The sequence below is a fragment of the Escherichia sp. E1V33 genome (assembly GCF_004211955.1).
Classification (GTDB): domain Bacteria; phylum Pseudomonadota; class Gammaproteobacteria; order Enterobacterales; family Enterobacteriaceae; genus Escherichia.
This window is the reverse complement of the sequence record NZ_RHJI01000019.1, coordinates 1-25,633: the sequence shown is the minus strand read 5'-3', so window position 1 is coordinate 25,633 and position 25,633 is coordinate 1. Positions and strand designations below refer to the sequence as shown.

Sequence of the window (25,633 nt, the reverse complement as noted above, 5' to 3'; positions counted from 1 at the left end):
TTGTTTAAAAAAATGCCGCAAAGCAGCACTGTGCGCAAGCGATTTGGCAGTGGAAAAATAAAAAACGTAATGGCGATTGCTGATTGATGAAAAAACGTGGGTTATGGCGGCGTGTTTATTGATGATTCGATAATTTTTAGCGGGTTTTATTGAATGGTTATATTTTACGGGGGCCGAATTGCTGACAAAGTGCGATTTGTTCATGCCGGATGCGGCGTGAACGCCTTATCCGGCCTGCAAAAGCATGAAAATTCAATATATTGCAGGGGCAGCGTAGGCCTGATAAGCGTAGCGCATCAGGCAATTTGGCGTTTGTCATCAGAACCAACCACGTCCGCAGACGTGGTTGATATTCAGATAACGTCGATTTCAGCGACCGATGGGTAAATCCAACTGGGGCGGAATGGCATGCTGTCGATATCGTCAAGCGATGAAACACCAGAGAGTACCAGAATCGTCTCCAGACCCGCCTGGAAGCCTGCCAGAATATCGGTGCGCAGGTTATCGCCGACAATCACCGTTTCTTCCGAGTGCGCCTGCATTTTGTTTAATGCCGCGCGGATGATCCACGGGCTGGGTTTACCAACATAGAACGGTTTGCGCCCGGAGATTTTCTCAATGCCTGCGCACAGTGCGCCACAGGCTGGATAAAAACCGCGTCCGTGAGTATCCGGGTTGGTGGCGATAAAGCGTGCGCCGTTTGCGACGAAATACGCCGCTTTATGCATCATGTCCCAGTTGTAGGAACGCGTTTCGCCAACAATCACAAAATCAGGGTTCACATCGGTAATAGTGAAACCGGCTTTGTACAGCTCATGAATCAGCGCGCCTTCGCCTACCACATACGCCTTTTTGCCTTCCTGACGACGCAGGAAATCGGCGGTCGCCATCGCGGAGGTATAAAACACGCTGTCCGGCACATCGACACCCGCAGTGGCAAAGCGGTTTGCCAGATCTTGCCCGGTCTGCGAAGGATAGTTGGTCAGCAACACCAGCGGCAGGCCTTTATCCATAATCCCGTGCAAAAACTCCGCTGCACCCGGTACGGCGACGTTATCGTGCATCAGCACGCCGTCGATATCGCAAATTACATTTTTAATGGTCATGGACTACCCAGAATATTGACAACAATAAGCGCCACTATAAAAGCACATTAATTTTCCAGCAAATGCTGGAGCAAAATACCGTTGAGCATGGCGCGTTTTACCAGCGCAAAAGCGCCGATTGCCGAGCGGTGATCCAGCTCAGAACGTACCACTGGCAGATTAGTGCGAAACGCCTTCAGCGCCTGGGTATTAATGCAGCTTTCAATAGCAGGGAGCAGCACTTTATCGGCTTCGGTTATCTCACCGGCAATGACAATTTTTTGCGGATTAAATAAGTTGATAGCGATGGCGATGGTTTTGCCCAGATGACGACCGACATACTCAATCACTTCCGACGCCAGGCTGTCGCCTTTGTTTGCGGCTTTGCAGATTGTTTTGATAGTACAGTCATCCAGCGGTACACGGCTCTGATAGCCCTGCTTTAACAGATTCAGCACTCGCTGTTCAATGGCCGCGTTGGCTGCGATAGTTTCCAGGCAGCCGAAGTTGCCGCAGTGGCAGCGTTCACCCAGCGGTTCGACCTGAATATGACCAATTTCACCGACGTTGCCGTTGCGACCAATAAAAATGCGCCCGTTAGAGATAATCCCGGCCCCGGTTCCGCGATGCACACGCACCAGAATGGAGTCTTCACAATCCTGACTTGCACCGAAGTAGTGCTCTGCCAGCGCCAGACTACGGATATCGTGACCGACGAAACAGGTCACTTTAAAACGTTCTTCCAGTGCTTCTACCAGCCCCCAGTTTTCTACCTGAATATGCGGCATGTAGTGAATCTTGCCGCTGTCCGGGTCGACCAGCCCTGGCAGGATCACTGAAATGGCGATCAGCTCCCGCAGCTTGCGCTGGTGGTTATCAATAAACTGAGCAATGGCATTCAGCAGGGCATGTTCCAGCGTCTGTTGGGTACGCTCTGGTAGCGGATAATGTTCTTCTGCCAGCACTTTACTGCTGAGATCGAACAGAGTGATGGTGGCATCGTGGCGACCGAGACGTACGCCGATAGCGTGGAAAGCGCGGGTTTCGGTGACGATAGAGATAGCGCGGCGGCCCCCGGTGGAGGCCTGCTGATCAACTTCTTTGATCAGCCCGCGTTCGATAAGCTGACGCGTAATTTTGGTTACGCTGGCGGGGGCAAGCTGGCTTTGCTCAGCAATCTGAATTCGCGAGATTGGCCCATGCTGGTCAATCAGGCGATAAACCGCCGCGCTGTTAAGCTGTTTTACGAGATCAACATTACCTATCTGAGCTTGTCCGCCTGGTGTCATACTTTCTCTTATTGGGTTACGACCTCGTTACCGTTAACGATGGTCCTGGTGATTTTAAAATCAGGTGTGAATGCGGTCAGGTTGGCCACTTTACCTGCGGCGAGAGTGCCGAGACGTTTTTCAACGCCAATCGCACGCGCCGGATAGAGCGTCGCCATACGCAGCACTTCATCCAGTGCGATACCGCAATGTTCGACCAGATTACGCACGCCTTCAATCATGGTTAAGGATGAACCGCTTAACGTACCGTTCTCATCCACACAAAGTCCGTTGCGGTAGTATATTGTTTTACCCGCAAAAATGAACTGATCAATGTTGGCACCTGCTGGCGCAGTCGCGTCAGTGACCAGACACAGTTTGTCGCCTTTCAGACGTTTGGCGTTGCGAATGTTAGCGTAATCAACATGCAGGCCATCAGCGATAATACCGCAATAAATATCTGCTTCGTCGAGGATCGCGCCCGCCAGACCCGGCTCACGGCCCGTAATATACGGCATCGCGTTGTACAGATGGGTGGCAAAGGTTATGCCTGCGCGGAAACCGGCTTTCGCTTCTTTTAACGTTGCGTTGGAGTGACCGGCAGACACCACAATTCCGGCATTTGCCAGTTTGCTGATGACTTCTGCTGGAACCATTTCCGGGGCAAGCGTCACTTTGGTAATGACATCGGCGTTTTCGCACAGGAAATCGACCAGTGCGGCATCCGGCTTACGTACGAAATTCGGATTATGGGTACCTTTTTTCACCAGATTCAGCCACGGGCCTTCCAGGTGCAAACCTAACGCCTGATTCGGATGTTTAGCCAGGTACTCACGCATCACGCGAACGCCCTGTTTCATCAGGTCATCGCTGGTGGTGATAAGTGTCGGCAAATAGTTAGTGCAGCCTGATTTCTCATTGGCTTTCTGCATGATTTCCAGCGTTTCCACGCTGACCGCTTCAGCGGTATCGTTGAACTGCACGCCGCCGCAGCCGTTTAACTGCACATCGATAAAACCGGGGGAGAGAATGGCCCCGTTCAGTGAACGTTGTTCGATCTCTGGCAGTAGTTCCGCTACTGGGCAGACGCTTTTAATCAGGCCATCAGCGATAACAACCGCATGGTCATCAAGAAATTCATGACCGGTAAAAATCCGGCCCTGGGTTAATGCATACATTCCGACCCCCCGATTTCAAAAATAATAATGCCCTGAGCAAGGCGTCAGGGCAGGGATAACAATCACAGACCTTTGATATTTTCTGCTTCTAATTCATTGAAATATCTTAAAGTCTTAACTTTCAGCTCCATGGTGGAAGGTTCATCGCACACCATGATGGCTTTCGGATGCAGCTGCAGACAGCTGATGGTCCACATGTGGTTAACGCAACCTTCAACGGCAGCCTGCAGTGCCAGAGCTTTCTGGCTGCCCAGTACCAGAATCATCACTTCTTCGGCATCCAGCAGTGTACCCACACCTACGGTCAGCGCATATTTTGGCACCTGATTAACATCGTTATCAAAGAAACGAGAGTTTGCGACGCGAGTGTCATGTGTCAGGGTTTTAATACGGGTGCGAGAGGCAAGAGAAGAGGCTGGTTCGTTAAATGCAATGTGGCCATCGTTACCTACACCGCCCATAAACAGGTGGATTTTACCGTAAGAGCGGATTTTTTCTTCATACTGGCGGCATTCGGCGTCGATATCTGGGGCATTGCCGTTGAGAAGGTTGATGTTTTCTGCTGGAATATCAACGTGATCGAAGAAGTTACGGTGCATAAAACTGTAGTAGCTTTCCGGATGCTCTTTCGGCAGACCGACATATTCGTCCATGTTGAAGGTGACAACGTGCTTAAAGCTGACCTGGCCTGCTTTATGCATTTCGACTAACGCTTTATAGGTGGTCATCGGCGTGCCGCCAGTCGGCAGGCCAAGCACAAACGGGCGATCGGCTGTCGGTTTGAACGCATTAATACGATTGACGATATGGCGAGCAGCCCATTTGCCGACCTGTTCAGCGGTAGTCAGGGGGATCAGTCTCATTATTCACCTCAAGTAAGTAAAAAGTAAGCCGTTGGCGGATTAGGCATCTTTAAGCGTAACCTGGATTTGCGCAGACAGGCGTCAATCCGACCTGATTTTTTGAATGATAAAATAAGTTTTCTGGTTTAGCCAGTAAAAGGGAGTGATGATAACGATATTTGGTGACAAAACTCACAAAAGACACGCTTTTAATTTGCGGAACGAATTAAATTTTCACACACTCTGTAGCAGATGATCTAACAATATGATTACAGAACATCGGCAGTACAGTTTGCAGCAAAATAAAAATACGGCGCTAAATGAGCCAAATAGGGTTCTCGTAGGGGGAATAAGATGAATATTTTAGGTTTTTTCCAGCGACTCGGTAGGGCGTTACAGCTCCCTATCGCGGTGCTGCCGGTGGCGGCACTGTTGCTGCGATTCGGCCAGCCAGATTTACTAAATGTTGCGTTTATTGCCCAGGCAGGCGGCGCGATTTTCGACAACCTGGCGCTGATCTTTGCGATCGGCGTGGCCTCCAGTTGGTCCAAAGACAGTGCAGGTGCAGCGGCGCTGGCAGGTGCGGTTGGTTACTTTGTGTTAACTAAAGCGATGGTGACCATCAACCCAGAAATTAACATGGGTGTTCTGGCTGGTATCATTACCGGTCTGGTCGGTGGTGCCGCCTATAACCGTTGGTCGGATATTAAACTGCCGGACTTCCTCAGCTTCTTCGGCGGAAAACGTTTTGTACCGATTGCCACTGGTTTCTTCTGTCTGGTGCTGGCGGCCATTTTTGGTTACGTCTGGCCACCGGTGCAGCACGCTATTCATGCAGGTGGCGAATGGATCGTTTCTGCGGGCGCGCTGGGTTCCGGTATCTTCGGCTTCATCAACCGTCTGCTGATCCCAACCGGTCTGCATCAGGTACTGAACACCATCGCCTGGTTCCAGATTGGTGAATTCACCAACGCGGCGGGTACGGTTTTCCACGGTGACATCAACCGCTTCTATGCGGGTGACGGCACTGCGGGGATGTTCATGTCCGGCTTCTTCCCGATCATGATGTTTGGTCTGCCGGGTGCGGCGCTGGCGATGTACTTCGCAGCACCGAAAGAGCGCCGTCCGATGGTTGGCGGTATGCTGCTTTCTGTTGCTATCACCGCATTCCTGACCGGTGTGACCGAGCCGCTGGAATTCCTGTTCATGTTCCTTGCGCCGCTGCTGTATCTCCTGCACGCACTGCTGACCGGTATCAGCCTGTTTGTGGCAACGCTGCTGGGGATCCACGCGGGCTTCTCCTTCTCTGCGGGGGCTATCGACTACGCGTTGATGTATAACCTGCCGGCCGCCAGCCAGAACGTCTGGATGCTGCTGGTGATGGGCGTTGTCTTCTTCGCTATCTACTTTGTGGTGTTCAGTGTGGTTATCCGCATGTTCAACCTGAAAACGCCGGGTCGTGAAGATAAAGATGACGAGATCGTTACTGAAGAAGCTAACAGCAATACCGAAGAAGGTTTAACTCAACTGGCAACCAACTACATTGCGGCAGTTGGTGGTAGTGACAATCTAAAAGCGATTGACGCCTGTATTACTCGTCTGCGCTTGACTGTGGCTGACTCAGCTCGCGTCAACGATGCAATGTGTAAACGTCTGGGTGCCTCTGGTGTGGTGAAACTGAACAAACAGACTATTCAGGTGATTGTTGGTGCAAAAGCAGAATCCATCGGCGATGCGATGAAGAAAGTCGTTGCCCGTGGTCCGGTAGCAGCTGCGTCAGCTGAAGCTGTTTCAGAAACTGCAGCTCCGGCAGCGAAACCGCAGGCCGTACCGAACGCAGTATCTATCGCGGAGCTGGTATCGCCGATTACCGGTGATGTGGTCGCACTGGATCAGGTTCCTGACGAAGCATTCGCCAGCAAAGCGGTGGGTGACGGTGTGGCTGTCAAACCGACAGATAAAATCGTCGTATCACCAGCCGCAGGAACAATCGTGAAAATCTTCAACACCAACCACGCGTTCTGCCTGGAAACCGAAAAAGGCGCGGAGATTGTCGTTCACATGGGTATCGACACCGTAGCGCTGGAAGGTAAAGGCTTTAAACGTCTGGTGGAAGAGGGCGCGCAGGTGAGCGCTGGGCAACCGATTCTGGAAATGGATCTGGATTACCTGAACGCTAACGCCCGCTCGATGATTAGCCCGGTGGTTTGCAGCAATATCGACGATTTCAGCGGCTTGATCATTAAAGCTCAGGGCCATGTTGTGGCGGGGCAAACACCGCTGTATGAAATCAAAAAGTAATCTGCTTTATGCCTGATGCGACGCTTAAGCGTCGCATCCAACAATGACAAGCGGTGGAGATCTTCTCTGCCGCTTTTTTTTTCATCAATCATCCCCATAATCTTTGTTAGATTTTTCGATTTTCTCTAACTAACAGTTGTCAGTCTGTCTCGCTTATAAGATCATACGCCGTTATACGTTGTTTACGCTTTGAGGAATCCACGATGAGTGAGGCAGAAGCCCGCCCGACTAACTTTATCCGTCAGATCATCGATGAAGATCTGGCCAGTGGTAAGCACACCACAGTACACACCCGTTTCCCGCCGGAGCCGAATGGCTATCTGCATATTGGCCATGCGAAATCTATCTGCCTGAACTTCGGGATCGCCCAGGACTATAAAGGCCAGTGCAACCTGCGTTTCGACGACACTAACCCGGTAAAAGAAGATATCGAGTATGTCGATTCGATCAAAAACGACGTTGAGTGGTTAGGTTTTCACTGGTCTGGTAACGTCCGTTACTCCTCCGATTATTTTGATCAGCTCCACGCCTATGCGATCGAACTGATCAATAAAGGCCTGGCGTACGTTGATGAACTGACGCCGGAACAGATCCGCGAATACCGCGGCACCCTGACGCAGCCTGGTAAAAACAGCCCGTACCGCGATCGTAGCGTTGAAGAGAACCTGGCGCTGTTCGAGAAAATGCGTACCGGCGGTTTTGAAGAAGGTAAAGCCTGCCTGCGTGCGAAAATCGACATGGCTTCACCGTTTATCGTGATGCGCGATCCGGTGCTGTACCGCATTAAATTTGCTGAACACCACCAGACCGGCAACAAGTGGTGCATCTACCCGATGTACGACTTCACCCACTGCATCAGCGATGCGCTGGAAGGCATTACGCACTCTCTGTGCACGCTGGAGTTCCAGGACAACCGTCGTCTGTACGACTGGGTACTGGACAACATCACCATTCCTGTTCATCCGCGCCAGTACGAATTCTCGCGCCTGAATCTGGAATACACCGTGATGTCCAAGCGTAAGCTGAACCTGCTGGTGACCGACAAGCACGTTGAAGGCTGGGATGACCCGCGTATGCCGACCATTTCCGGTCTGCGTCGTCGTGGTTACACTGCGGCTTCTATTCGTGAGTTCTGCAAACGCATCGGCGTGACCAAGCAGGACAACACCATTGAGATGGCATCGCTGGAATCCTGCATTCGTGAAGATCTCAACGAAAACGCACCGCGCGCAATGGCAGTTATCGATCCGGTGAAACTGGTTATCGAAAACTATCAGGGCGAAGGCGAAATGGTCACCATGCCGAACCATCCGAACAAACCGGAAATGGGCAGCCGTCAGGTGCCGTTTAGCGGTGAGATTTGGATCGATCGCGCCGATTTCCGCGAAGAAGCTAACAAGCAGTACAAGCGTCTGGTGCTGGGAAAAGAAGTGCGTCTGCGTAATGCTTACGTGATTAAAGCGGAACGGGTGGAGAAAGATGCCGAAGGCAATATCACCACCATCTTCTGTACTTATGACGCCGACACTTTAAGCAAAGATCCGGCCGATGGTCGTAAAGTAAAAGGCGTTATTCACTGGGTAAGTGCGGCACATGCGCTGCCGGTTGAAATCCGCCTGTACGATCGTCTGTTCAGCGTGCCGAACCCAGGTGCTGCGGATGATTTCCTGTCGGTGATTAACCCGGATTCTCTGGTCATCAAACAGGGCTTTGCTGAACCGTCTCTGAAAGACGCGGTAGCAGGCAAAGCATTCCAGTTTGAGCGTGAAGGCTACTTCTGCCTCGACAGCCGCCATTCCACAGCGGAAAAACCGGTATTTAACCGCACCGTTGGTCTGCGTGATACCTGGGCGAAAGTTGGCGAGTAAGTTTAAGTTGCCGGATAGAGCGTTTACGCCGCATCCGGCAAGAAACCTACAAACACTAAATTGCCTGATGCGCTACGCTTATCAGGCCTACGTGCCCTCTGCAATATATTGAATTTGTGTGCTTTTGTAGGCCGGATAAGGCGTTTACGCCGCATCCGGCATAAACAAAGCGCACTTTGTCAGCAATCCCAAGCGCCGCGTTCAGCGGCGTTTTTTCTGCTTATCATCGCGAATTAATTCCGTCTCGTAATTTATCCATAAAACAAATTTAAAAACACAAATAATAATTAATTAAAATGTAACCGCTTTCATCTTACTGGAAAGCCACATATTTTTTCATCTACACGCTCGCCTGGTGCGCACGTAAACCTTGTAACAAAAATCATCAAAATATGTGCGGTTGCTCATGTTATTACATTCTGGTTACAGAAAGAGATTGATAATTCGCGTCGCGAAAAATAGTCTATTCCTGTAGTCAGCGAGACTTTTCTCAACGCTACTTTTTTAATTTTTATTTTTTTCGCTGTTCACCCTTGGTGCAGCAATTTATACGTCAAAGAGGATTAACCCATGCGTACGTTTAGTGGCAAACGTAGTACGCTGGCGCTGGCTATCGCCGGTGTTACAGCAATGTCGGGCCTGGTGGCAATGCCGGAGGCTCGCGCCGAAGGATTCATCGACGATTCAACCTTAACCGGCGGTATCTATTACTGGCAGCGTGAACGTGACCGTAAAGATGTTACCGACGGCGACAAATACAAAACCAACCTTTCTCACTCCACCTGGAACGCCAACCTCGATTTTCAGTCCGGTTATGCTGCTGATATGTTCGGCCTTGATATTGCCGCGTTTACGGCGATTGAAATGGCGGAAAACGGCGACAGCTCTCACCCGAACGAAATCGCGTTTTCAAAAAGTAATAAAGCCTATGACGAAGACTGGTCCGGCGATAAAAGTGGTATAAGCCTGTATAAAGCCGCGGCCAAATTTAAATACGGTCCGGTGTGGGCGAGGGCAGGTTACATTCAGCCAACTGGTCAAACGCTGTTAGCGCCGCACTGGAGCTTTATGCCGGGTACTTATCAGGGTGCGGAAGCCGGGGCGAATTTTGATTACGGCGATGCAGGTGCGTTGAGTTTCTCCTACATGTGGACCAACGAATACAAAGCGCCGTGGCATCTGGAAATGGATGAGTTTTATCAGAACGATAAAACTACCAAAGTTGATTATCTGCACTCCATCGGTGCGAAATACGACTTCAAAAATAACTTCGTACTGGAAGCGGCGTTTGGTCAGGCGGAAGGTTATATCGATCAATATTTTGCCAAAGCCAGTTACAAATTTGATATCGCCGGTAGCCCGCTAACCACCAGCTATCAGTTCTACGGTACGCGCGATAAAGTTGACGATCGCAGCGTCAACGATCTTTACGACGGCACCGCCTGGCTGCAGGCGTTGACCTTTGGTTACCGGGCGGCTGACGTGGTGGACTTGCGCCTGGAAGGCACCTGGGTAAAAGCCGATGGGCAGCAGGGGTACTTCCTGCAACGTATGACCCCAACCTACGCTTCCTCGAACGGTCGCCTGGATATCTGGTGGGATAACCGCTCTGACTTTAACGCCAACGGCGAAAAAGCGGTCTTCTTTGGTGCGATGTATGACCTGAAAAACTGGAATCTTCCAGGATTCGCCATCGGCGCTTCTTATGTTTATGCGTGGGATGCGAAACCGGCTACCTGGCAGAGCAGCCCGGATGCGTACTACGACAAGAACCGGACTATTGAAGAGTCTGCATACAGCCTGGATGCGGTCTACACCATTCAGGACGGTCGTGCCAAGGGCACGATGTTCAAACTGCACTTCACCGAATACGACAACCACTCCGACATCCCAAGCTGGGGCGGCGGTTACGGCAACATCTTCCAGGATGAGCGTGACGTGAAATTTATGGTTATCGCTCCGTTCACCATTTTCTGATGCCCGACGCGGCAGGTTTTTTGCCTGCCGCATGTTTGAGGAATTCGCTATGAAAAAACTGATTCTCATCGCCATGATGGCATCGGGTTTGGTGGCTTGTGCGCAATCAACCGCGCCACAGGAAGACAGCCGCCTGAAAGAGGCATACAGCGCCTGTATCAACACCGCGCAAGGCTCGCCAGAAAAAATTGAAGCCTGTCAGAGCGTGTTAAACGTGCTGAAGAAAGAGAAACAACATCAGCAATTTGCCGAGCAGGAAAGTGTCCGTGTGCTGGATTATCAGCAGTGCATTCAGGCAACGCAAACCGGCAATGACCAGGCGGTGAAAGCCGATTGTGATAAGGTTTGGCAGGAAATTCGCAGTAATAACGCAACGCAGTAAAGATAAAAAAGCGAGGGCTGTAACTCTCGCTTTTCTTATTTCCCTTGTGTAAAAAAGCCAACCCGCAGGTTGGCTTGAGACTTATGGCAAACGCCAATTTGCCTGATGCGCTGCGCTTATCAGGCCTACCTTTTTATGCAATATATTGAATTTGAGTGATTTGTAGGCCGGATAAGGCGTTCACGCCGCATCCGGCACGAGCAAATTGCACTATGCCAATAATATAAAGCCAACCCGCAGGTTGGCTTGAGACTTATGGCAAACGCCAATTTGCCTGATGCGCTGCGCTTATCAGGCCTACCTTTTTAAGCAATATATTGAATTTGAGATGATTTGTAGGCTGGATAAGGCGTTCACGCCGCATCCGGCACGAACAAATCGCACTATGCCAATAATATAAAGCCAACCCGCAGGTTGGCTTTTTCTCATTCAGGCTGACTTATTTGCCTTCGTGTGCGCGCTCATCTTCGCGGCAGTCGCCTTCGGCGCAGTGACCATAAAGATAGAGACTATGGTTAGTCAGGCGAATGCCATGCTTCGCGGCGATTTCACGCTGACGCGCTTCGATAGATTCATCACTAAATTCGATAACCTTTCCGCAGTCGAGGCAGATCAGGTGATCGTGGTGATGTTGTTGGGTCAGTTCAAATACGGATTTACCGCCTTCAAAATTGTGGCGGGTGACGATACCGGCGTCGTCAAACTGGTTCAGTACGCGATATACCGTAGCCAGACCAATTTCTTCACCCATATCGATCAGACGTTTGTATAAATCTTCCGCACTGACGTGATGGTTGTCCGGCTCCTGAAGAACTTCCAGGATTTTTAAACGTGGAAGCGTTACTTTCAGGCCAGCTTTCTTTAGGGCGGTATTGTTATCAGTCATGCGGAATCTGTCCTGTTACTAAGCGGTTCACTTCATTAAAAGAAGTGACAGAATTTGCTCTTGAGATAATGCGTATCATTATAGATTTGCCACGCCTAAATGAAAACCACAAGTCCCTGGCAAATATTGTTAATAAAAACGTGGCATAGCTTACATTTACGTTGGCAAGGCCACTTGAATACCGGGACATTGTACAGGCACACCGGCAAAAGTTACAAATTTGTAGCAATTATTTTGATTGGCATTATCTATTAATACGGCGTAGACATGAGTCTACGCCGCAGTACATCAGGCATTGATAATTTCGTCGAGATGCAGTTCTTCAGAAATTTGTTTTACCCATTTTTCTACACGTTCGGCGGTCAGTTCTGGCTGACGGTCTTCGTCGATAGCCAGGCCGACAAAGTGGTCATCATCCGCCAGACCTTTTGATGCTTCGAAATGGTAGCCCGCAGTTGGCCAGTGACCGACGATGGTCGCGCCGCGCGGTTCAATGATGTCACGAATGGTGCCTAAGGCGTCGCAGAAGTATTCTGCGTAATCTTCCTGGTCGCCACAGCCAAACAGCGCAACCAGTTTACCATTGAAATCAATCTCTTCGAGAGTTGGGAAGAAGTCGTCCCAGTCACACTGTGCTTCGCCATAGTACCAGGTTGGGATGCCCAGCAGAAGAATGTCATAAGCTTCCAGATCTTCTTTGCTGCTTTTTGCAATGTCATGGACATCGGCAACGTCTTTACCAAGCTGTTTTTGAATCATTTTTGCGATATTTTCGGTATTACCGGTGTCGCTGCCGAAAAAGATGCCAGTGATAGCCATGAGTGAAATAACCTCTTGAAACTTATTGAAATGGGGGTGGCAAATTGCCCACGGATAAAGGCAATCATAGCAGAACAGGCAGTCTTGCGGAATCAGCAAACGAGCAGGACTGCACACTGTGCTACACGAAAGTGGATATTTAAACGATGCCCTGATTACGCAGCGCCGCCAGTTGCTGCATCAATATCTCTTCGATCAGTTCGCTACGGCTCATATTGCGCGACTCCGCCAGCTCATTCAGCGCCTCGACAGCTTCCGCGTTCAGCTTCAGTTCGACACGCTTAAGGCCACGTACTTTGTCGCGTTTTAGCTGGTTGCGTTTATTAATACGCAGCTGTTCATCGCGCGAAAGCGGATTGGTTTTCGGTCGTCCCGGTCGACGCTCGTGCGCGAACAGATCTAATGTCGTACGGTCCGTTTGTTCTTTGGCCATGATCTTGGTGACTTCGGGGGAAACAATCAGCCAGGCGCCTGCCCGGATGGATAGCCCGCCATAATACAACAGCGTGAGGAATCTCGCCAACGCCCACGCGCGGAATGCCGCGCGGACGCTGGGTTTTTAATCAGTTGCGTTAATCATTAAGATAGCGACGGATAGCCCGCAGCACAGCATCCGGTTTTTCTGCGTGTATCCAATGCCCCGCGCCTGCAATCACATGCGCCCGTGCTTGTGGGAATTGCGCCAGCAAATCATCACGATACTGTTCAGTAACATACGGGGAATTGCCACCAGGAATAAACAGAGCAGGGCGGTTCCATGCCGGAATTTTCTCCCAGCCAACAATATGTGGATACTGATCCCATAATACTGGCACGTTAAAACGCCACTCACCGTCAACAAAAGATTTCAGCAGGAATTGAATCACGCCCTCTTCATTAATATATTGGCGCATCACCGCTGCGGCCTGTTGGCGCGTTTGCGCGTCGGCGTCACTGACCGCGTTGATAGCTGCGAAAATTTCATCATGACGGCGTACGTGATAATCCACCGGCGCGATATCGATAGCTACCAGTTTCTCGATGCGATCGGGCGCCAACGCGGTCAGTGCCATCACAGCTTTACCACCCATGGAGTGACCAATAAATGTCGCCTTATCGATCTGCTGCGCGTCCAGAGTATCAACAAGATCCTGGGCCATCGCCGGGTAATTCATGTGTGGATCTCGTGGCGAAAGTCCGTGGTTACGCATATCAACCTGGATGATATTGTGATCGTTTACCAGGTCGCGCGCCAGCACGCCGAGGTTGTCAAGGCTACCAAACAACCCGTGGACGAGGACGATGGGAGAATTATTATGCTGATTTTGTGCAGATTGCGCGCGGATGTTCAATTTCATGGCAAAGTTCTTTTTTTCGTGTAGTTGGGTTAGGGTATTATGTTGACCATTGTGCCACAGGGCTGCAACAAATAAGGTTTAATCCGATTTTTTCTGCAAGCCAGGCTTGACGCTATCCGCTGCCGGGATTTATTCATATACTCCTGGCGACTTGTATTCAGCTAAGACACCGCACTGGATTAAGATGAAAACGATTGAAGTTGATGATGAACTCTACAGCTATATTGCCAGCCACACTAAGCATATCGGCGAGAGCGCATCCGACATTTTACGGCGTATGTTGAAATTTTCCGCCGCATCACAGCCTGCTGCTCCGGTGACGAAAGAGGTTCGCATTGCGTCGCCTGCTATCGTCGAAGCGAAGCCGATCAAAACGGTGAAAGACAAAGTACGCGCGATGCGTGAACTTCTGCTTTCCGATGAATACGCAGAGCAAAAGCGAGCGGTCAATCGCTTTATGCTGCTGTTGTCTACACTATATTCTCTTGACGCCCAGGCGTTTGCCGAGGCAACGGAATCGTTGCACGGCCGCACGCGCGTTTACTTTGCAGCAGATGAACAGACGCTGCTGAAAAATGGTAATCAGACCAAGCCGAAGCATGTGCCAGGCACGCCGTATTGGGTGATCACCAACACTAACACTGGCCGTAAATGCAGCATGATTGAACACATCATGCAGTCGATGCAATTCCCGGCGGAATTGATTGAAAAGGTTTGCGGGACAATTTAAAACAACGTTGCAGATAAAGGACAAAGCAATGGCAATCCACAATCGTGCAGGCCAACCTGCACAGCAGAGTGATTTGATAAACGTCGCCCAACTGACGGCGCAATATTATGTACTGAAACCAGAAGCAGGGAATGCGGAGCATGCGGTGAAATTCGGTACTTCCGGTCACCGTGGCAGTGCAGCGCGCCATAGCTTTAACGAGCCGCACATTCTGGCTATTGCTCAGGCGATTGCCGAAGAACGGGCGAAAAACGGCATCACTGGCCCTTGCTATGTGGGTAAAGATACTCACGCCCTGTCCGAACCTGCGTTTATTTCTGTACTGGAAGTGCTGGCAGCGAACGGGGTAGACGTTATTGTGCAGGAAAACAATGGCTTCACTCCGACGCCTGCCGTCTCTAATGCCATTCTGGTTCACAATAAAAAAGGTGGACCGCTGGCAGATGGTATCGTGATTACGCCGTCCCATAACCCGCCTGAAGATGGTGGTATCAAATACAATCCGCCAAATGGTGGCCCGGCTGATACTAACGTCACCAAAGTGGTGGAAGACAGGGCCAACGCACTGCTGGCCGATGGCCTGAAAGGCGTGAAGCGTATTTCCCTCGACGAAGCGATGGCATCCGGTCATGTGAAAGAGCAAGATCTGGTGCAGCCGTTTGTGGAAGGTCTGGCCGATATCGTTGATATGGCGGCGATTCAGAAAGCTGGCCTGACGCTGGGCGTTGATCCGTTGGGCGGTTCCGGTATCGAATACTGGAAGCGCATTGGCGAGTATTACAACCTCAACCTGACCATTGTTAACGATCAGGTCGATCAAACCTTCCGCTTTATGCACCTCGATAAAGACGGCGCGATCCGTATGGACTGTTCCTCCGAGTGTGCGATGGCGGGCCTGCTGGCGCTGCGTGATAAGTTCGATCTGGCGTTTGCCAATGACCCGGATTATGACCGTCACGGTATCGTCACTCCGGCTGGTTTGATGAACCCGAACCACTACCTGGCGGTGGCGATCAACTACCTGTTCCAGCACCGTCCGCAGTGGGGCAAAGATGTTGCAGTCGGTAAAACACTGGTTTCTTCCGCGATGATCGACCGCGTGGTTAACGATTTGGGCCGTAAGCTGGTAGAAGTGCCGGTAGGCTTCAAATGGTTTGTTGATGGTCTGTTCGACGGCAGCTTCGGCTTTGGCGGCGAAGAGAGCGCGGGCGCGTCCTTCCTGCGTTTCGACGGTACACCGTGGTCCACCGATAAAGACGGCATCATTATGTGTCTGCTGGCGGCAGAAATCACCGCTGTCACCGGTAAGAACCCGCAGGAACACTACAACGAACTGGCAAAACGCTTTGGTGCGCCGAGCTACAACCGTTTGCAGGCAGCTGCGACTTCCGCACAAAAAGCGGCGCTGTCTAAGCTGTCTCCGGAAATGGTGAGCGCCAGCACCCTGGCTGGTGACCCGATCACCGCGCGCCTGACTGCTGCTCCGGGCAACGGTGCTTCTATTGGCGGTCTGAAAGTGATGACCGACAACGGCTGGTTTGCCGCGCGTCCGTCAGGTACCGAAGACGCATACAAGATCTATTGCGAAAGCTTCCTCGGTGAAGAACATCGCAAGCAGATCGAGAAAGAAGCAGTTGAGATTGTTAGCGAAGTTCTGAAAAACGCGTAAACACATTAAATAAGAAAAGGGCGGTCGGAAGATCGCCCTTTTTTACTTATGACTGCCTGATGCGCTACGCTTATCAGGCCTACGAGGATGGTGCAATATATTAAATTTGCGCTATTTTGTAGGTCGGATAAGGCGTTCACGCCGCATCCGGCAATTCAGCCCCTAAAGCATAAACCGATAACCAATCCCAGTTTCAGTAATAAAATGGCGAGGCCGGGCCGGGTCTTGCTCCAGTTTTTGTCGCAGATGCCCCATATAAATCCGCAAATAGTGGCTGTGTTCAACCGCGTTTGGTCCCCATACCTGGTTAAGAAGCTGGCGCTGGGTGAGCACTTTTCCGGCGTTGTTGAGCAGCACCGCCAGCAGGCGGAATTCAATCGGCGTGAGATGCACCTCTTCCTCACCCCGGTGAATCATGCGGGCGGCTAAATCGACGGTAACATCGGAAAATTTCACCACTGGATCGGGCGCGGCGGTGGCAGAGTGGCGGCGTAAAGCGACACGCAGGCGGGCCTGCAATTCGCCAATGCCAAACGGCTTACTCAGGTAATCATCAGCTCCGGCATCCAGCGCGGCGATTTTATCGCTCTCCTCGCTACGTGCGGAAAGCACAATCACCGGCACCGCGCTCCACTGGCGCAGGTCGCGGATAAACTCAATCCCATCACCATCTGGCAGGCCGAGATCGAGAATAATCAAATCTGGCTTACGGGTTGCCGCTTCCAGCAAGCCGCGTTGCAGCGTTTCGGCCTCAAAGACGCGCATCCCATCGCCCTCCAGCGCCGTGCGCAGAAAGCGACGAATAGCCTGTTCATCTTCAACAATCAGAACGTTTGTCACATATCCTCATGAAATTCTTCAAGTTCAGGGGCAGTTTGCTGGGGAAGTGTAACACGAAAACAGGCACCACCTTCCGGTCGGTTGAACGCGGTAATAGTGCCGCCGTGTACATCCACTATCGCCCGACAAATTGCCAGTCCAAGCCCTACCCCCGGTACTGCCGACTCTTTATTCCCGCGAGCAAACTTATCAAATATCGTCTGCTCCTGGCCTGGCGGAAGACCGGGGCCGTTATCCCAGACATCCAGTTGTAGATTTTCGCCCTCAACGTGGGCATCGATACCAATTTCGGCCTGCGCACCCGCATATTTCACCGCGTTCTCCAGCAGATTAATCAGCACCCGTTCAAAGAGTGGCCCGTCAACGTGGATTAAGGTCAGCGGTTCTGGCAGAGAAAGATTGATGGGCGACGATAAACCCGGTTCCAGCATTTGCAGCGCGCTGCCGACTACTTCTTCCAGCGTTAACCACTCTTTCTTCAAATTAAAGCCGCCGGACTGAATTCGCGCCATATCCAGTAGATTATTCACCAGTCGGGTAGTGTTCAGCACATGCTGACGAATCTCGCTGGCCTGGCGGGCGTGGGGCGATCCTTCGCTTGCCAGATCGAGCGTTAAGATTTCTGCCTGACCGAACAACACCGTGAGCGGAGTGCGTAAATCATGCGAAAGCGCCGCCAGCAGGGCGTTGCGGATCTGTTCACGTTCGCTTGCCATCCGCGCCTGTTCTTCGCTGGCGGTCAGCGTCAGCCGCTCAAGCGCATTGGCGACTAACAGCGTAAACGTCTCCAGCAGGCGCTGCTGTTCCGGGATCATCAACTGGCGCAGATTCCCCGGTTCCACCACCACCAGCCCGTAAGTTTTCTCACCGCTTTTTAGCGGCAAAATCTGGTACGGCACACCGGGTAACGTGTCAGTGCCTGCGCCCGCAGGCAGGCCTTTATCAAAACTCCACTGCGCGATGGCATCGTCCCACGGTGTCATTCCTTGCGGATGTGTTAACGGCTGCAATTTACCGTTGTCATCGGGCAACAACACCTGACTGCGGGCATGAAACGTGGAGGCAATAAATTGTTCGCTGGTGGCGGCGATGTCCTGCGAGCTGCGGCCCACCGCCAGGGCTTTGGACATTTCATATAAGTGTCGCGTGCGTTGCTCGCGGTAACGGGCTACCCGTGCCTGATAACGCACGCCCGCAGTAAGGTTCCCGATCACCAGCCCGACGGTTAACATCACCGCGAAGGTCAGCAGATATTGCACATCAGAGACGGCGAGCGTGCCGCGTGGGGCGATAAAAAAGAGATCGAAACTCACCACATTAATGACGGTGGCGACCACCGAAGGCCAGCGTCCATAAAATAGCGCCACCACCACCACGCCAAGCAGATACAGCATCACCAGGTTGGCGGCATCAAACGCCATCAGCCACTGCATGGCAATTAAGGTGATAACGGCGCATAACGCGGCGGCAACCACGCATCCCTGAATTTGTACCCGCCACTTGTCTTTAAAAGAGCGGCTATCCGGCGCGTTGTTAATCGTGCGGGCGGGTGGTTCATCAAGCGCGACCAGCACCTGATCGAGATCGGGGGCGATGCGAGCCAGTCGGTCAGCAAAAGTTTCCCGACGCCACCAGCGGCGTGAGGCCGGGCGACCGAGAATAATCTTGCAGAGATTATGTTCACGGGCATAACGCACTACCGCTTTCTCTTCCGCTGGATCAGAAAGTGTTGCCGTCTCCGCGCCCAGCTCCTGCGCCAGACGTAAGGCGCTGAGAATTGCCCGACGTTTTTTCTCCGGTAAGCGATGCAGGGCAGGGGTTTCAACATACACCGCGTGCCAGACGCTCCCCAGCCGTGACGCCAGCCGCGCCGCCGCGCGGACCAGTTTCTCACTGCCGGTGTTATGCCCGATGCATAAAAGGATCGCGTCGCGCGTGTGCCAGACTTTCTCGTCGCCAGGATGCCCCCGCCAGGCGCGCATTTGCTCATCTACGCGATCGGCAGTACGGCGCAGTGCCAGTTCGCGCAGGGCGATCAGATTACCTTTGCGGAAAAAATGTTCAATGGCGCGCTCCGCCTGCCCGGCAATATAGACTTTGCCTTCTTTCAGCCGTTGACGCAGATCGTCCGGGGGCAAGTCCACCAGAACCACGTCGTCGGCAGCATCGAAAAAAGGATCGGGCACGGTTTCCCGCACCTGAATTCCGGTGACGCCGCTGACCACATCGTTCAGGCTTTCCAGATGTTGAACGTTGACGGTAGTAAAAACATCAATGCCTGCTTCCAGCAGCTCTTCAATATCCTGCCAGCGTTTGGGATGACGAGAACCTGGCGCATTACTGTGCGCCAGTTCGTCCATTAAGATCAGTGCCGGACGGCGGGCGAGGGCGGCATCGAGATCAAACTCGCTGATGTGCCGCCCACGATACGCCTGGCGTTTCAGTGGTAGAACAGCCAGACCTTCCAGCATTGCTGCGGTATCTTTCCGCCCGTGGGTTTCTACCACGCCAACCACAATATCCAGCCCTTGCGCCCGCAGTCGCTGGGCTTCCGCCAGCATCGCCCAGGTCTTCCCGACGCCTGCACAGGCACCGAAAAAAACTTTCAGCTTCCCCCGATGCGGCGCGGCAGTTTGTTCCAGCAGACGATCGGGGTCGGGACGTAAGGGTTCGTTATTCATCAAGTTTATCCAGCGCCAGATTGAGTTCGACAATGTTGACGACCGGCTGGCCGATATATTTCACCAGCGGTTGTTGGCTGTATTTTGCGACCAGCTGCGTGAGCTGTTCAACGCTGAGATTACGCGCTTTCGCCACGCGAGGGATCTGCCAGGCCGCCGCTTGCGGGGTGATGTTATTGTCCAGCCCGCTTGCCGACGCCGTCACCAGTTCAACCGGAACGCTCGTGCTGGCATCCGGGTTCGCGGCCCGTAATGCGGCAATGCGTGCGGCTATCTGTTTATCCAGCTCAGGGTTACTGACCGCCAGATTGCTCCCGCCAGAAGCCTGTGGATTATAAGGCATTTCTGCCGTTGCCGACGGGCGACCATGAAAATAGCCGTTGCCAGTAAAATTCTGCCCGATTAATGCCGAACCGCGCACCGTATCACCTTCACGGATCAACGAACCGTTGGCCTGCCAGGGAAACCACCATTGCCCCAGCGCGGTGGTCAGCAGCGGGTAAACACCGCCAGTAATCAATAACAGAAAGATAAATGTCGATAATGCCGGACGTAATCCACGCATGGTAAACCTCACACCAGACCGCAAACGGTCAGCAGTAAATCAATGACTTTGATACCAATAAACGGCACCAGCAGCCCACCCAGACCGTAAATCCATAAGTTACGGCGCAACATGGCAGAAGCGGTAAGCGGTTTATAACTCACGCCTTTTAACGCCAGGGGAATCAAAAAGACGATAATCAAGGCGTTGAAAATGACCGCACTGAGAATGGCGGAGTCGGGCGAATGCAGGCGCATGATGTTCAGCGCATTTAACTGTGGATACGTTGCCGCGAATGCCGCCGGAATAATGGCGAAGTATTTCGCCACATCGTTGGCAATGCTGAAGGTGGTCAGCGAGCCACGGGTCATCAGCATCTGTTTGCCAATATGCACCACCTCGATCAACTTGGTCGGGTTAGAGTCGAGATCGACCATATTGCCCGCTTCTTTCGCCGCCTGAGTACCGGAGTTCATCGCCACCGCGACATCTGCCTGCGCCAGCGCCGGAGCATCATTGGTGCCGTCGCCGGTCATCGCGACCAAACGGCCTTCCGCCTGATACTGACGGATCAATGCCAGCTTGGCCTCCGGTGTCGCTTCGGCGAGAAAATCATCGACACCCGCTTCCGCAGCTATCGCGGCGGCAGTCAGACGGTTATCGCCGGTAATCATCACCGTTTTAATGCCCATTTTGCGCAGTTGGGCGAAACGTTCTTTAATGCCGCCTTTGACGATATCTTTCAACGCAATAACGCCCAGCACACGGGAACCTTCCACCACCACCAGCGGCGTGGCTCCCTGACGCGCAACCTGATCGACTTTTTGATCGACATCGGCAGGGAAGTAACCACCGTTAGCCTCAACATGGCGGCGAATGGCATCGACAGAACCTTTACGGATCATGCGGTTGTCGATGTTGATCCCGCTCATCCGGCTTTGCGCAGTAAACGGTACAAAGGTGGCATGGAGCGACTGCACATCGCGCTCGCGCAGGTTAAAACGCTGCTTGGCGAGGATCACAATACTGCGGCCTTCCGGCGTTTCATCAGCCAGCGAAGCCAGTTGTGCGGCGTCAGCCAGCGTTTTTTCATCCACGCCCTGCGCGGGGATAAACTCCGACGCCTGACGGTTACCGAGCGTGATGGTGCCGGTTTTATCCAGCAGCAGAACGTCAACGTCACCTGCCGCTTCAACTGCACGTCCGCTGGTGGCGATCACATTCGCGCCCAGCATCCGACTCATCCCGGCGACGCCGATCGCTGACAACAGGCCGCCAATAGTGGTTGGGATCAGACAGACCAGCAGCGCCACCAGTACCGTTACACTGACTGCATTACCGCCCCACGCGGAAAACGGCCACAGCGTGGCGGTTGCCAGTAAAAAGACGATAGTCAGGGCAATCAGCAGGATAGTCAGGGCAATCTCGTTCGGCGTTTTACGTCGCTGCGCGCCTTCCACCATCGCGATCATCCGATCCAGAAATGTCTCGCCGGGGTTAACGCTACACTCAATCACCAGCCAGTCAGAAAGAATACGCGTGCCGCCGGTGACGGAGGCAAAATCGCCGCCGGATTCACGGATCACCGGTGCCGATTCCCCGGTGATGGCGCTTTCATCGACCGATGCGCCCCCTTCAATGACTTCACCATCGCAGGGGATAATATTGCCAGCTTCTACCAGTACGATATCGCCTTTACGCAGTTGATCGGCGGGAACTTTGTCCGCCGCAGCGCCATATTTCGGTTCGCGCAGCTTGCGGGAAAAGGCAGTTTTTTTCACCCCTTTCAGACTGTTGGCCTGCGCTTTACTGCGGCCTTCTGCCAGCGCCTCGGCGAAATTAGCGAACAGTACGGTGATCCACAGCCAGCCGCTAATGGCCGCGCTAAACAGCGCATTGCCAGGCATCGCACCGCTTGCCATCGCGATGCTAATACAGGTGGTCAGCAGACTGCCGATCCAGACGATAAACATCACCGGATTGCGCCATTGCGCCTGCGGGTTTAATTTTTTCACCGCTTCTTTCAGCGCCTGAACGACAAGTGTTGGTTCGAATAGCGCCAGTTGTTTACGACTCATATTCAGTGCTCACTCAATATCATCACGAGAGATATTCCGCCACCGGACCAAGCGCCAGGGCAGGGATAAAGGTCAGTGCGCCAACCAGCAACACGGTGCCGATTAACAGGCCAACAAACAGCGGGCCGTGCGTTGGCAGCGTGCCGGAGCTGGCGGGTTGGCTCTTTTTACTCACCAGCGAACCGGCAATCGCCATCACCGGGATAATCACCCCGAAGCGACCGACAAACATGCAGAACGCCAGTAAACAGTTCCAGAATGGGGAGTTGGCGCTTAATCCGGCAAAGGCGCTGCCGTTGTTGTTAGCGGCGGACGACACGGCGTACAGCACTTCGCTAAAACCATGCGGGCCAGGGTTGAGCATGGCGCTACGTCCGGCGTCGGTCATCATCGCCAACGCCGCGCCCATCAGCACCAGCGTCGGGGTAACCAGAATCGCCAGTGCAGTCAGTTTCATCTCGCGTACGTCGATTTTTTTACCCAGATATTCCGGTGTACGACCAATCATCAGCCCGGCAATAAACACAGCCAGCAGGACAAACAGCATCATGCCGTAAAGACCAGAACCGACACCGCCGAATACCACTTCACCAATTTGCATCAGCCACATCGGCACCATGCCACCGAGAGCAGTAAACGAATCATGCATCGCAATCACCGCGCCACAGGAAGCCGCCGTAGTCACGACCGCAAACAGGCTACTGACCAGCACGCCGAAACGGCTCTCTTTACCTTCTATATTGATGCTGCTGTCCGCGCCCAGTGCCAGCAGATGCGGATTACCCTGAACTTCTGCCCACATCACCACGCCTACGCAGATGACAAAAATCACCGACATCGCCCACAGCAACATGCGCCCCTGACGGCGATCGCCCGCCACTTCGCCAAAGGCAAAGCACAGCGCTGTTGGGATCAAGAAGATCGCCAGCATTTGCACGAAGTTGGTCAGTGCGGTTGGGTTTTCAAACGGATGCGACGAGTTGGCATTAAAGAAGCCACCGCCGTTAGTACCGAGCATCTTGATCGCTTCCTGAGAAGCTACAGGCCCCATGGGTAACAGCTGTTGCGCTCCTTCAACGGTATTCACCGCCTGATAGGGCAGAAAGTTTTGCAGCGCACCTTGTTGAATAAAAAACAGTGCGATCAACAACGCCACAGGGACTAGCACCCATAACGTGATGCGTAGCAGATCGACCCAGGCATTCCCGAGTGTGCTCATGCTCTGGCGGGTAAATGCACGAATGAGGGCAAAAATCACCGCAATCCCGCTGGCGGCAGAAAGAAAGTTTTGCACCGTTAAGCCCGCCATCTGGCTGAAATAGCTCAACGTGGTTTCACCGCTATAAGATTGCCAGTTGGTATTCGTGACAAAGCTGACGGCGGTATTCAGCGCCAGATCCCATGACAGTCCCGGCAGCTGCTGCGGATTAAGCGGCAGATAGTGCTGACCGAGCAACATAAAAAACAGCACCGCCAGCCCCAGCATATTCAGGCCAAGAATGGCTGAGAGATACTGCTTCCAGTTCATCTCACGGTCAGAGACGCCAAGCGCGCTAAAGAGTACGCGTTCAACGCCCGTCGTACCTGGAAGAGGAATATCATTAATCAGCCGCGCCAGCCCGCTACCTAAGGGACGCGCCAGCACCATCAGCACCAGTAAAAACGTGGCGATCAATAAGAACCCTTGCGCAGCCATCAGAACGCCTCCGCATTGATCAGGGCATAAACCAGATAACCCAGTAATAAAAACACCAGCAACACGCCGGCTATCACGCCTGCACTCACAGTGCACCTCCAGTGGCCTAAAAGTGATACCGGAAGGGTAGAATTCTGGCTGCAAAGATTTCGCAAAAATCTGCGGGCGGGGTGTAAAAAAAGTATAAAAATGGCAAAAGCCATGATTTAACTAATGTTTAGTATTAATTTAACTTTTATGTAACTTAATTACACAATTAATGTAAATAAACCATCAATAAGCAAAAATAAGTGGTCGGACGAGTAGTAAAATTACACAAAAGGCGGTACTATTTTCATCAGATAAACATATTCATTTTGCCGGTGCCATTCACCGGGTAGATACAAAAGGGGGAGAAAAGTATGGAACTCTACAGAGAATATCCTGCATGGCTTATCTTTTTACGCCGTACTTATGCGGTTGCAGCGGGCGTTCTGGCGCTGCCTTTCATGCTTTTCTGGAAAGACCGCGCCCGCTTTTACAGCTACCTGCACCGCGTCTGGTCGAAAACCAGCGACAAACCGGTGTGGATGGATCAGGCCGAAAAGGCAACCGGTGATTTTTACTGATTGCCTGCGCGCTTAAGCCAGCCTCGTATCAGGGGGCTGGTTTAGGTGTTTTACATCAACGTCTTCCATGATAATTAACATGGAAGACGTTTACATCGTGTTATTCATTTCATCACTGTTTTAGCATCAAGTTTCGATAGTATCCTTTTAAAGGGCGGCTCAGGATGCGGTCGCCTCCATTGTTACTCTAAGCAACTATATCGTCAGAAATCTTCAGTTAGGTTGCATACTCCATTACACACTTTCCTGAAACCTCAGGGTAAGGTGAGAAAGCCCCTGTCACTTTTGCTCATTCCAGCATCTAAATAAATTCCGAATTTTGCTATTAACATCGCTAGCGCAATAAAAGCAGATAGTAAAGAGAGTAATATATACTTTATTGATATATTAAGAATAATTAATTGTTAACATATCTAATGCAATAAGATGTGTTGTTGTTAATAAAAAGCTTATAGATTTATAGTTGATAATTAAAACGCATCCGATATTTCAGCTTTTTCTATGCAAGATACAATTTTATAAGATGTCCATTTTTATATGGAGGCGGTAGCGTGTCTGTTACTAGTGGTTTTATTTGCATGGTGAATATATTGGGATTGTTAAATACATAACGATGTATCCGTTCTGGTCGTTGTAAACATTGCTAATCGATTAATGTTATTAGTGATTATTGCTGGAAAGATAAAATGTGTGATAAACGGTGATGGATATCACCTTCATGACTAAAAAATAAATAAAAACCCATCAATAAATAATTCATTTATTAAAAAGGACTCATACCAGTATGACGGAGTATTATCTCAATGAAACTGTTGTAACTTTCCCCGGGAATATTATTCAGGAC

At 51.8% G+C, this 25,633-nt stretch carries 22 protein-coding genes and 2 pseudogenes; 8 read left to right on the top strand and 16 right to left on the bottom strand.

The window, feature by feature from the left end; translation table 11 throughout:
• Positions 1 to 204: 204 nt before the first annotated feature.
• Positions 205 to 303 (top strand): annotated as a pseudogene (locus D9742_RS23715) (hypothetical protein); the annotation flags it as partial.
• A 50-nt stretch (positions 304 to 353) separates the two neighbouring features.
• Here D9742_RS23715 and nagD read toward each other — a convergent pair.
• From nagD to nagB, 4 genes are all read right to left on the bottom strand, one after another.
• On the bottom strand, positions 354 to 1,106 hold the full coding sequence (nagD, locus tag D9742_RS16795; protein ID WP_000153129.1) for a ribonucleotide monophosphatase NagD: 753 nt from the start codon (positions 1,104 to 1,106) through the stop codon (positions 354 to 356).
• A gap of 47 nt (positions 1,107 to 1,153) precedes the next feature.
• Positions 1,154 to 2,374, bottom strand: coding sequence for a DNA-binding transcriptional regulator NagC (nagC, locus tag D9742_RS16790; RefSeq protein WP_130237640.1), 1,221 nt, complete (start codon positions 2,372 to 2,374; stop codon positions 1,154 to 1,156).
• An 8-nt stretch (positions 2,375 to 2,382) separates the two neighbouring features.
• Entirely contained in the window at positions 2,383 to 3,531 is a 1,149-nt protein-coding gene (gene nagA / locus D9742_RS16785) for an N-acetylglucosamine-6-phosphate deacetylase (RefSeq protein ID WP_130237639.1), read from the bottom strand.
• A gap of 62 nt (positions 3,532 to 3,593) precedes the next feature.
• The gene (gene nagB, locus D9742_RS16780) at positions 3,594 to 4,394 is read right to left on the bottom strand and encodes a glucosamine-6-phosphate deaminase (RefSeq protein WP_001237072.1); all 801 of its coding nucleotides are present in this window, start codon (positions 4,392 to 4,394) and stop codon (positions 3,594 to 3,596) included.
• 333 nt (positions 4,395 to 4,727) lie between these two features.
• Here nagB and nagE point away from each other — a divergent pair, with 333 nt between their 5' ends.
• Entirely contained in the window at positions 4,728 to 6,674 is a 1,947-nt protein-coding gene (gene nagE / locus D9742_RS16775) for a PTS N-acetyl glucosamine transporter subunit IIABC (protein WP_130237638.1), read from the top strand.
• A gap of 203 nt (positions 6,675 to 6,877) precedes the next feature.
• A complete protein-coding gene (glnS, locus tag D9742_RS16770) occupies positions 6,878 to 8,542 on the top strand; it encodes a glutamine--tRNA ligase (RefSeq protein WP_130237637.1) in 1,665 nt (554 codons plus the stop codon).
• A gap of 58 nt (positions 8,543 to 8,600) precedes the next feature.
• On the opposite strand, the pseudogene D9742_RS23710 reads toward glnS, so the two are convergent.
• A pseudogene (locus tag D9742_RS23710) lies at positions 8,601 to 8,702 on the bottom strand (hypothetical protein); the annotation flags it as partial.
• Positions 8,703 to 9,112: 410 nt separating this feature from the next.
• Between D9742_RS23710 and chiP the strand changes: the two are divergent.
• Together chiP and chiQ are read left to right on the top strand one after the other, a co-directional pair.
• Positions 9,113 to 10,519 (top strand): chitoporin, encoded by a 1,407-nt coding sequence (gene chiP, locus D9742_RS16765; protein WP_130237636.1) that lies wholly within the window; start codon positions 9,113 to 9,115, stop codon positions 10,517 to 10,519.
• A gap of 49 nt (positions 10,520 to 10,568) precedes the next feature.
• Positions 10,569 to 10,901: a ChiQ/YbfN family lipoprotein gene (chiQ, locus tag D9742_RS16760; protein WP_001515975.1), complete on the top strand. Its 333-nt coding sequence runs from the start codon at positions 10,569 to 10,571 to the stop codon at positions 10,899 to 10,901.
• Positions 10,902 to 11,340: 439 nt separating this feature from the next.
• Here chiQ and fur read toward each other — a convergent pair whose 3' ends face one another.
• From fur to ybfF, 5 genes are all read right to left on the bottom strand, one after another.
• Positions 11,341 to 11,787, bottom strand: a complete 447-nt coding sequence (gene fur, locus D9742_RS16755; RefSeq protein WP_130237635.1) for a ferric iron uptake transcriptional regulator — start codon at positions 11,785 to 11,787, stop codon at positions 11,341 to 11,343.
• Positions 11,780 to 11,866 (bottom strand): fur leader peptide, encoded by an 87-nt coding sequence (gene uof / locus D9742_RS16750; RefSeq protein ID WP_010380762.1) that lies wholly within the window; start codon positions 11,864 to 11,866, stop codon positions 11,780 to 11,782. The genes fur and uof overlap by 8 nt, the downstream gene beginning before the upstream one ends.
• Before the next feature lie 209 nt (positions 11,867 to 12,075).
• Positions 12,076 to 12,606 carry a flavodoxin FldA gene (gene fldA / locus D9742_RS16745; protein WP_010346538.1) on the bottom strand — a complete coding sequence of 177 codons (531 nt, stop codon included), beginning with the start codon at positions 12,604 to 12,606 and terminating at the stop codon, positions 12,076 to 12,078.
• Positions 12,607 to 12,745: 139 nt separating this feature from the next.
• On the bottom strand, positions 12,746 to 13,039 hold the full coding sequence (gene ybfE / locus D9742_RS16740) for a LexA regulated protein (protein ID WP_064528940.1): 294 nt from the start codon (positions 13,037 to 13,039) through the stop codon (positions 12,746 to 12,748).
• A gap of 139 nt (positions 13,040 to 13,178) precedes the next feature.
• A complete protein-coding gene (gene ybfF / locus D9742_RS16735) occupies positions 13,179 to 13,943 on the bottom strand; it encodes an esterase (protein WP_130237634.1) in 765 nt (254 codons plus the stop codon).
• Positions 13,944 to 14,127: 184 nt separating this feature from the next.
• On the opposite strand from ybfF, the gene seqA reads away from it, so the two are divergent.
• Together seqA and pgm are read left to right on the top strand one after the other, a co-directional pair.
• On the top strand, positions 14,128 to 14,673 hold the full coding sequence (gene seqA / locus D9742_RS16730) for a replication initiation negative regulator SeqA (protein WP_024180018.1): 546 nt from the start codon (positions 14,128 to 14,130) through the stop codon (positions 14,671 to 14,673).
• Between the two features lie 28 nt (positions 14,674 to 14,701).
• On the top strand, positions 14,702 to 16,342 hold the full coding sequence (gene pgm / locus D9742_RS16725) for a phosphoglucomutase (alpha-D-glucose-1,6-bisphosphate-dependent) (RefSeq protein WP_001297249.1): 1,641 nt from the start codon (positions 14,702 to 14,704) through the stop codon (positions 16,340 to 16,342).
• Positions 16,343 to 16,504: 162 nt separating this feature from the next.
• Here pgm and kdpE read toward each other — a convergent pair whose 3' ends face one another.
• From kdpE to kdpF, 6 genes are read right to left on the bottom strand one after another with little or no spacing between them, the layout of a single operon-like run.
• Positions 16,505 to 17,182: a two-component system response regulator KdpE gene (kdpE, locus tag D9742_RS16720; protein WP_130237633.1), complete on the bottom strand. Its 678-nt coding sequence runs from the start codon at positions 17,180 to 17,182 to the stop codon at positions 16,505 to 16,507.
• Complete coding sequence (gene kdpD, locus D9742_RS16715; RefSeq protein WP_130237632.1) at positions 17,179 to 19,863, bottom strand: two-component system sensor histidine kinase KdpD; 2,685 nt, start codon at positions 19,861 to 19,863, stop codon at positions 17,179 to 17,181. The genes kdpE and kdpD overlap by 4 nt, the downstream gene beginning before the upstream one ends.
• Positions 19,856 to 20,428: a K(+)-transporting ATPase subunit C gene (gene kdpC / locus D9742_RS16710; RefSeq protein ID WP_130237631.1), complete on the bottom strand. Its 573-nt coding sequence runs from the start codon at positions 20,426 to 20,428 to the stop codon at positions 19,856 to 19,858. The genes kdpD and kdpC overlap by 8 nt, the downstream gene beginning before the upstream one ends.
• Before the next feature lie 8 nt (positions 20,429 to 20,436).
• A complete protein-coding gene (gene kdpB, locus D9742_RS16705) occupies positions 20,437 to 22,485 on the bottom strand; it encodes a potassium-transporting ATPase subunit KdpB (protein ID WP_130237630.1) in 2,049 nt (682 codons plus the stop codon).
• Positions 22,486 to 22,507: 22 nt separating this feature from the next.
• Positions 22,508 to 24,181, bottom strand: a complete 1,674-nt coding sequence (gene kdpA, locus D9742_RS16700; protein ID WP_130237629.1) for a potassium-transporting ATPase subunit KdpA — start codon at positions 24,179 to 24,181, stop codon at positions 22,508 to 22,510.
• Positions 24,181 to 24,270, bottom strand: a complete 90-nt coding sequence (gene kdpF / locus D9742_RS16695; protein ID WP_001365534.1) for a K(+)-transporting ATPase subunit F — start codon at positions 24,268 to 24,270, stop codon at positions 24,181 to 24,183. Before kdpF ends, kdpA begins: the two co-directional genes overlap by 1 nt.
• 312 nt (positions 24,271 to 24,582) lie before the next feature.
• On the opposite strand from kdpF, the gene D9742_RS16690 reads away from it, so the two are divergent.
• Positions 24,583 to 24,789: a YbfA family protein gene (locus D9742_RS16690; RefSeq protein WP_000424924.1), complete on the top strand. Its 207-nt coding sequence runs from the start codon at positions 24,583 to 24,585 to the stop codon at positions 24,787 to 24,789.
• Positions 24,790 to 25,633: the final 844 nt, after the last annotated feature.

Excerpts from the sequence above, each read along its gene's own strand:
- nagD (WP_000153129.1), bottom strand. The coding sequence starts at position 1,106 with ATGACCATTAAAAATGTAATTTGCGATATCGACGGCGTGCTGATGCAC.
- nagC (WP_130237640.1), bottom strand. The coding sequence starts at position 2,374 with ATGACACCAGGCGGACAAGCTCAGATAGGTAATGTTGATCTCGTAAAA.
- nagA (WP_130237639.1), bottom strand. The coding sequence starts at position 3,531 with ATGTATGCATTAACCCAGGGCCGGATTTTTACCGGTCATGAATTTCTT.
- nagB (WP_001237072.1), bottom strand. The coding sequence starts at position 4,394 with ATGAGACTGATCCCCCTGACTACCGCTGAACAGGTCGGCAAATGGGCT.
- nagE (WP_130237638.1), top strand. The coding sequence starts at position 4,728 with ATGAATATTTTAGGTTTTTTCCAGCGACTCGGTAGGGCGTTACAGCTC.
- glnS (WP_130237637.1), top strand. The coding sequence starts at position 6,878 with ATGAGTGAGGCAGAAGCCCGCCCGACTAACTTTATCCGTCAGATCATC.
- chiP (WP_130237636.1), top strand. The coding sequence starts at position 9,113 with ATGCGTACGTTTAGTGGCAAACGTAGTACGCTGGCGCTGGCTATCGCC.
- chiQ (WP_001515975.1), top strand. The coding sequence starts at position 10,569 with ATGAAAAAACTGATTCTCATCGCCATGATGGCATCGGGTTTGGTGGCT.
- fur (WP_130237635.1), bottom strand. The coding sequence starts at position 11,787 with ATGACTGATAACAATACCGCCCTAAAGAAAGCTGGCCTGAAAGTAACG.
- uof (WP_010380762.1), bottom strand. The coding sequence starts at position 11,866 with ATGATACGCATTATCTCAAGAGCAAATTCTGTCACTTCTTTTAATGAA.
- fldA (WP_010346538.1), bottom strand. The coding sequence starts at position 12,606 with ATGGCTATCACTGGCATCTTTTTCGGCAGCGACACCGGTAATACCGAA.
- ybfE (WP_064528940.1), bottom strand. The coding sequence starts at position 13,039 with ATGGCCAAAGAACAAACGGACCGTACGACATTAGATCTGTTCGCGCAC.
- ybfF (WP_130237634.1), bottom strand. The coding sequence starts at position 13,943 with ATGAAATTGAACATCCGCGCGCAATCTGCACAAAATCAGCATAATAAT.
- seqA (WP_024180018.1), top strand. The coding sequence starts at position 14,128 with ATGAAAACGATTGAAGTTGATGATGAACTCTACAGCTATATTGCCAGC.
- pgm (WP_001297249.1), top strand. The coding sequence starts at position 14,702 with ATGGCAATCCACAATCGTGCAGGCCAACCTGCACAGCAGAGTGATTTG.
- kdpD (WP_130237632.1), bottom strand. The coding sequence starts at position 19,863 with ATGAATAACGAACCCTTACGTCCCGACCCCGATCGTCTGCTGGAACAA.
- kdpC (WP_130237631.1), bottom strand. The coding sequence starts at position 20,428 with ATGCGTGGATTACGTCCGGCATTATCGACATTTATCTTTCTGTTATTG.
- kdpB (WP_130237630.1), bottom strand. The coding sequence starts at position 22,485 with ATGAGTCGTAAACAACTGGCGCTATTCGAACCAACACTTGTCGTTCAG.
- kdpA (WP_130237629.1), bottom strand. The coding sequence starts at position 24,181 with ATGGCTGCGCAAGGGTTCTTATTGATCGCCACGTTTTTACTGGTGCTG.
- D9742_RS16690 (WP_000424924.1), top strand. The coding sequence starts at position 24,583 with ATGGAACTCTACAGAGAATATCCTGCATGGCTTATCTTTTTACGCCGT.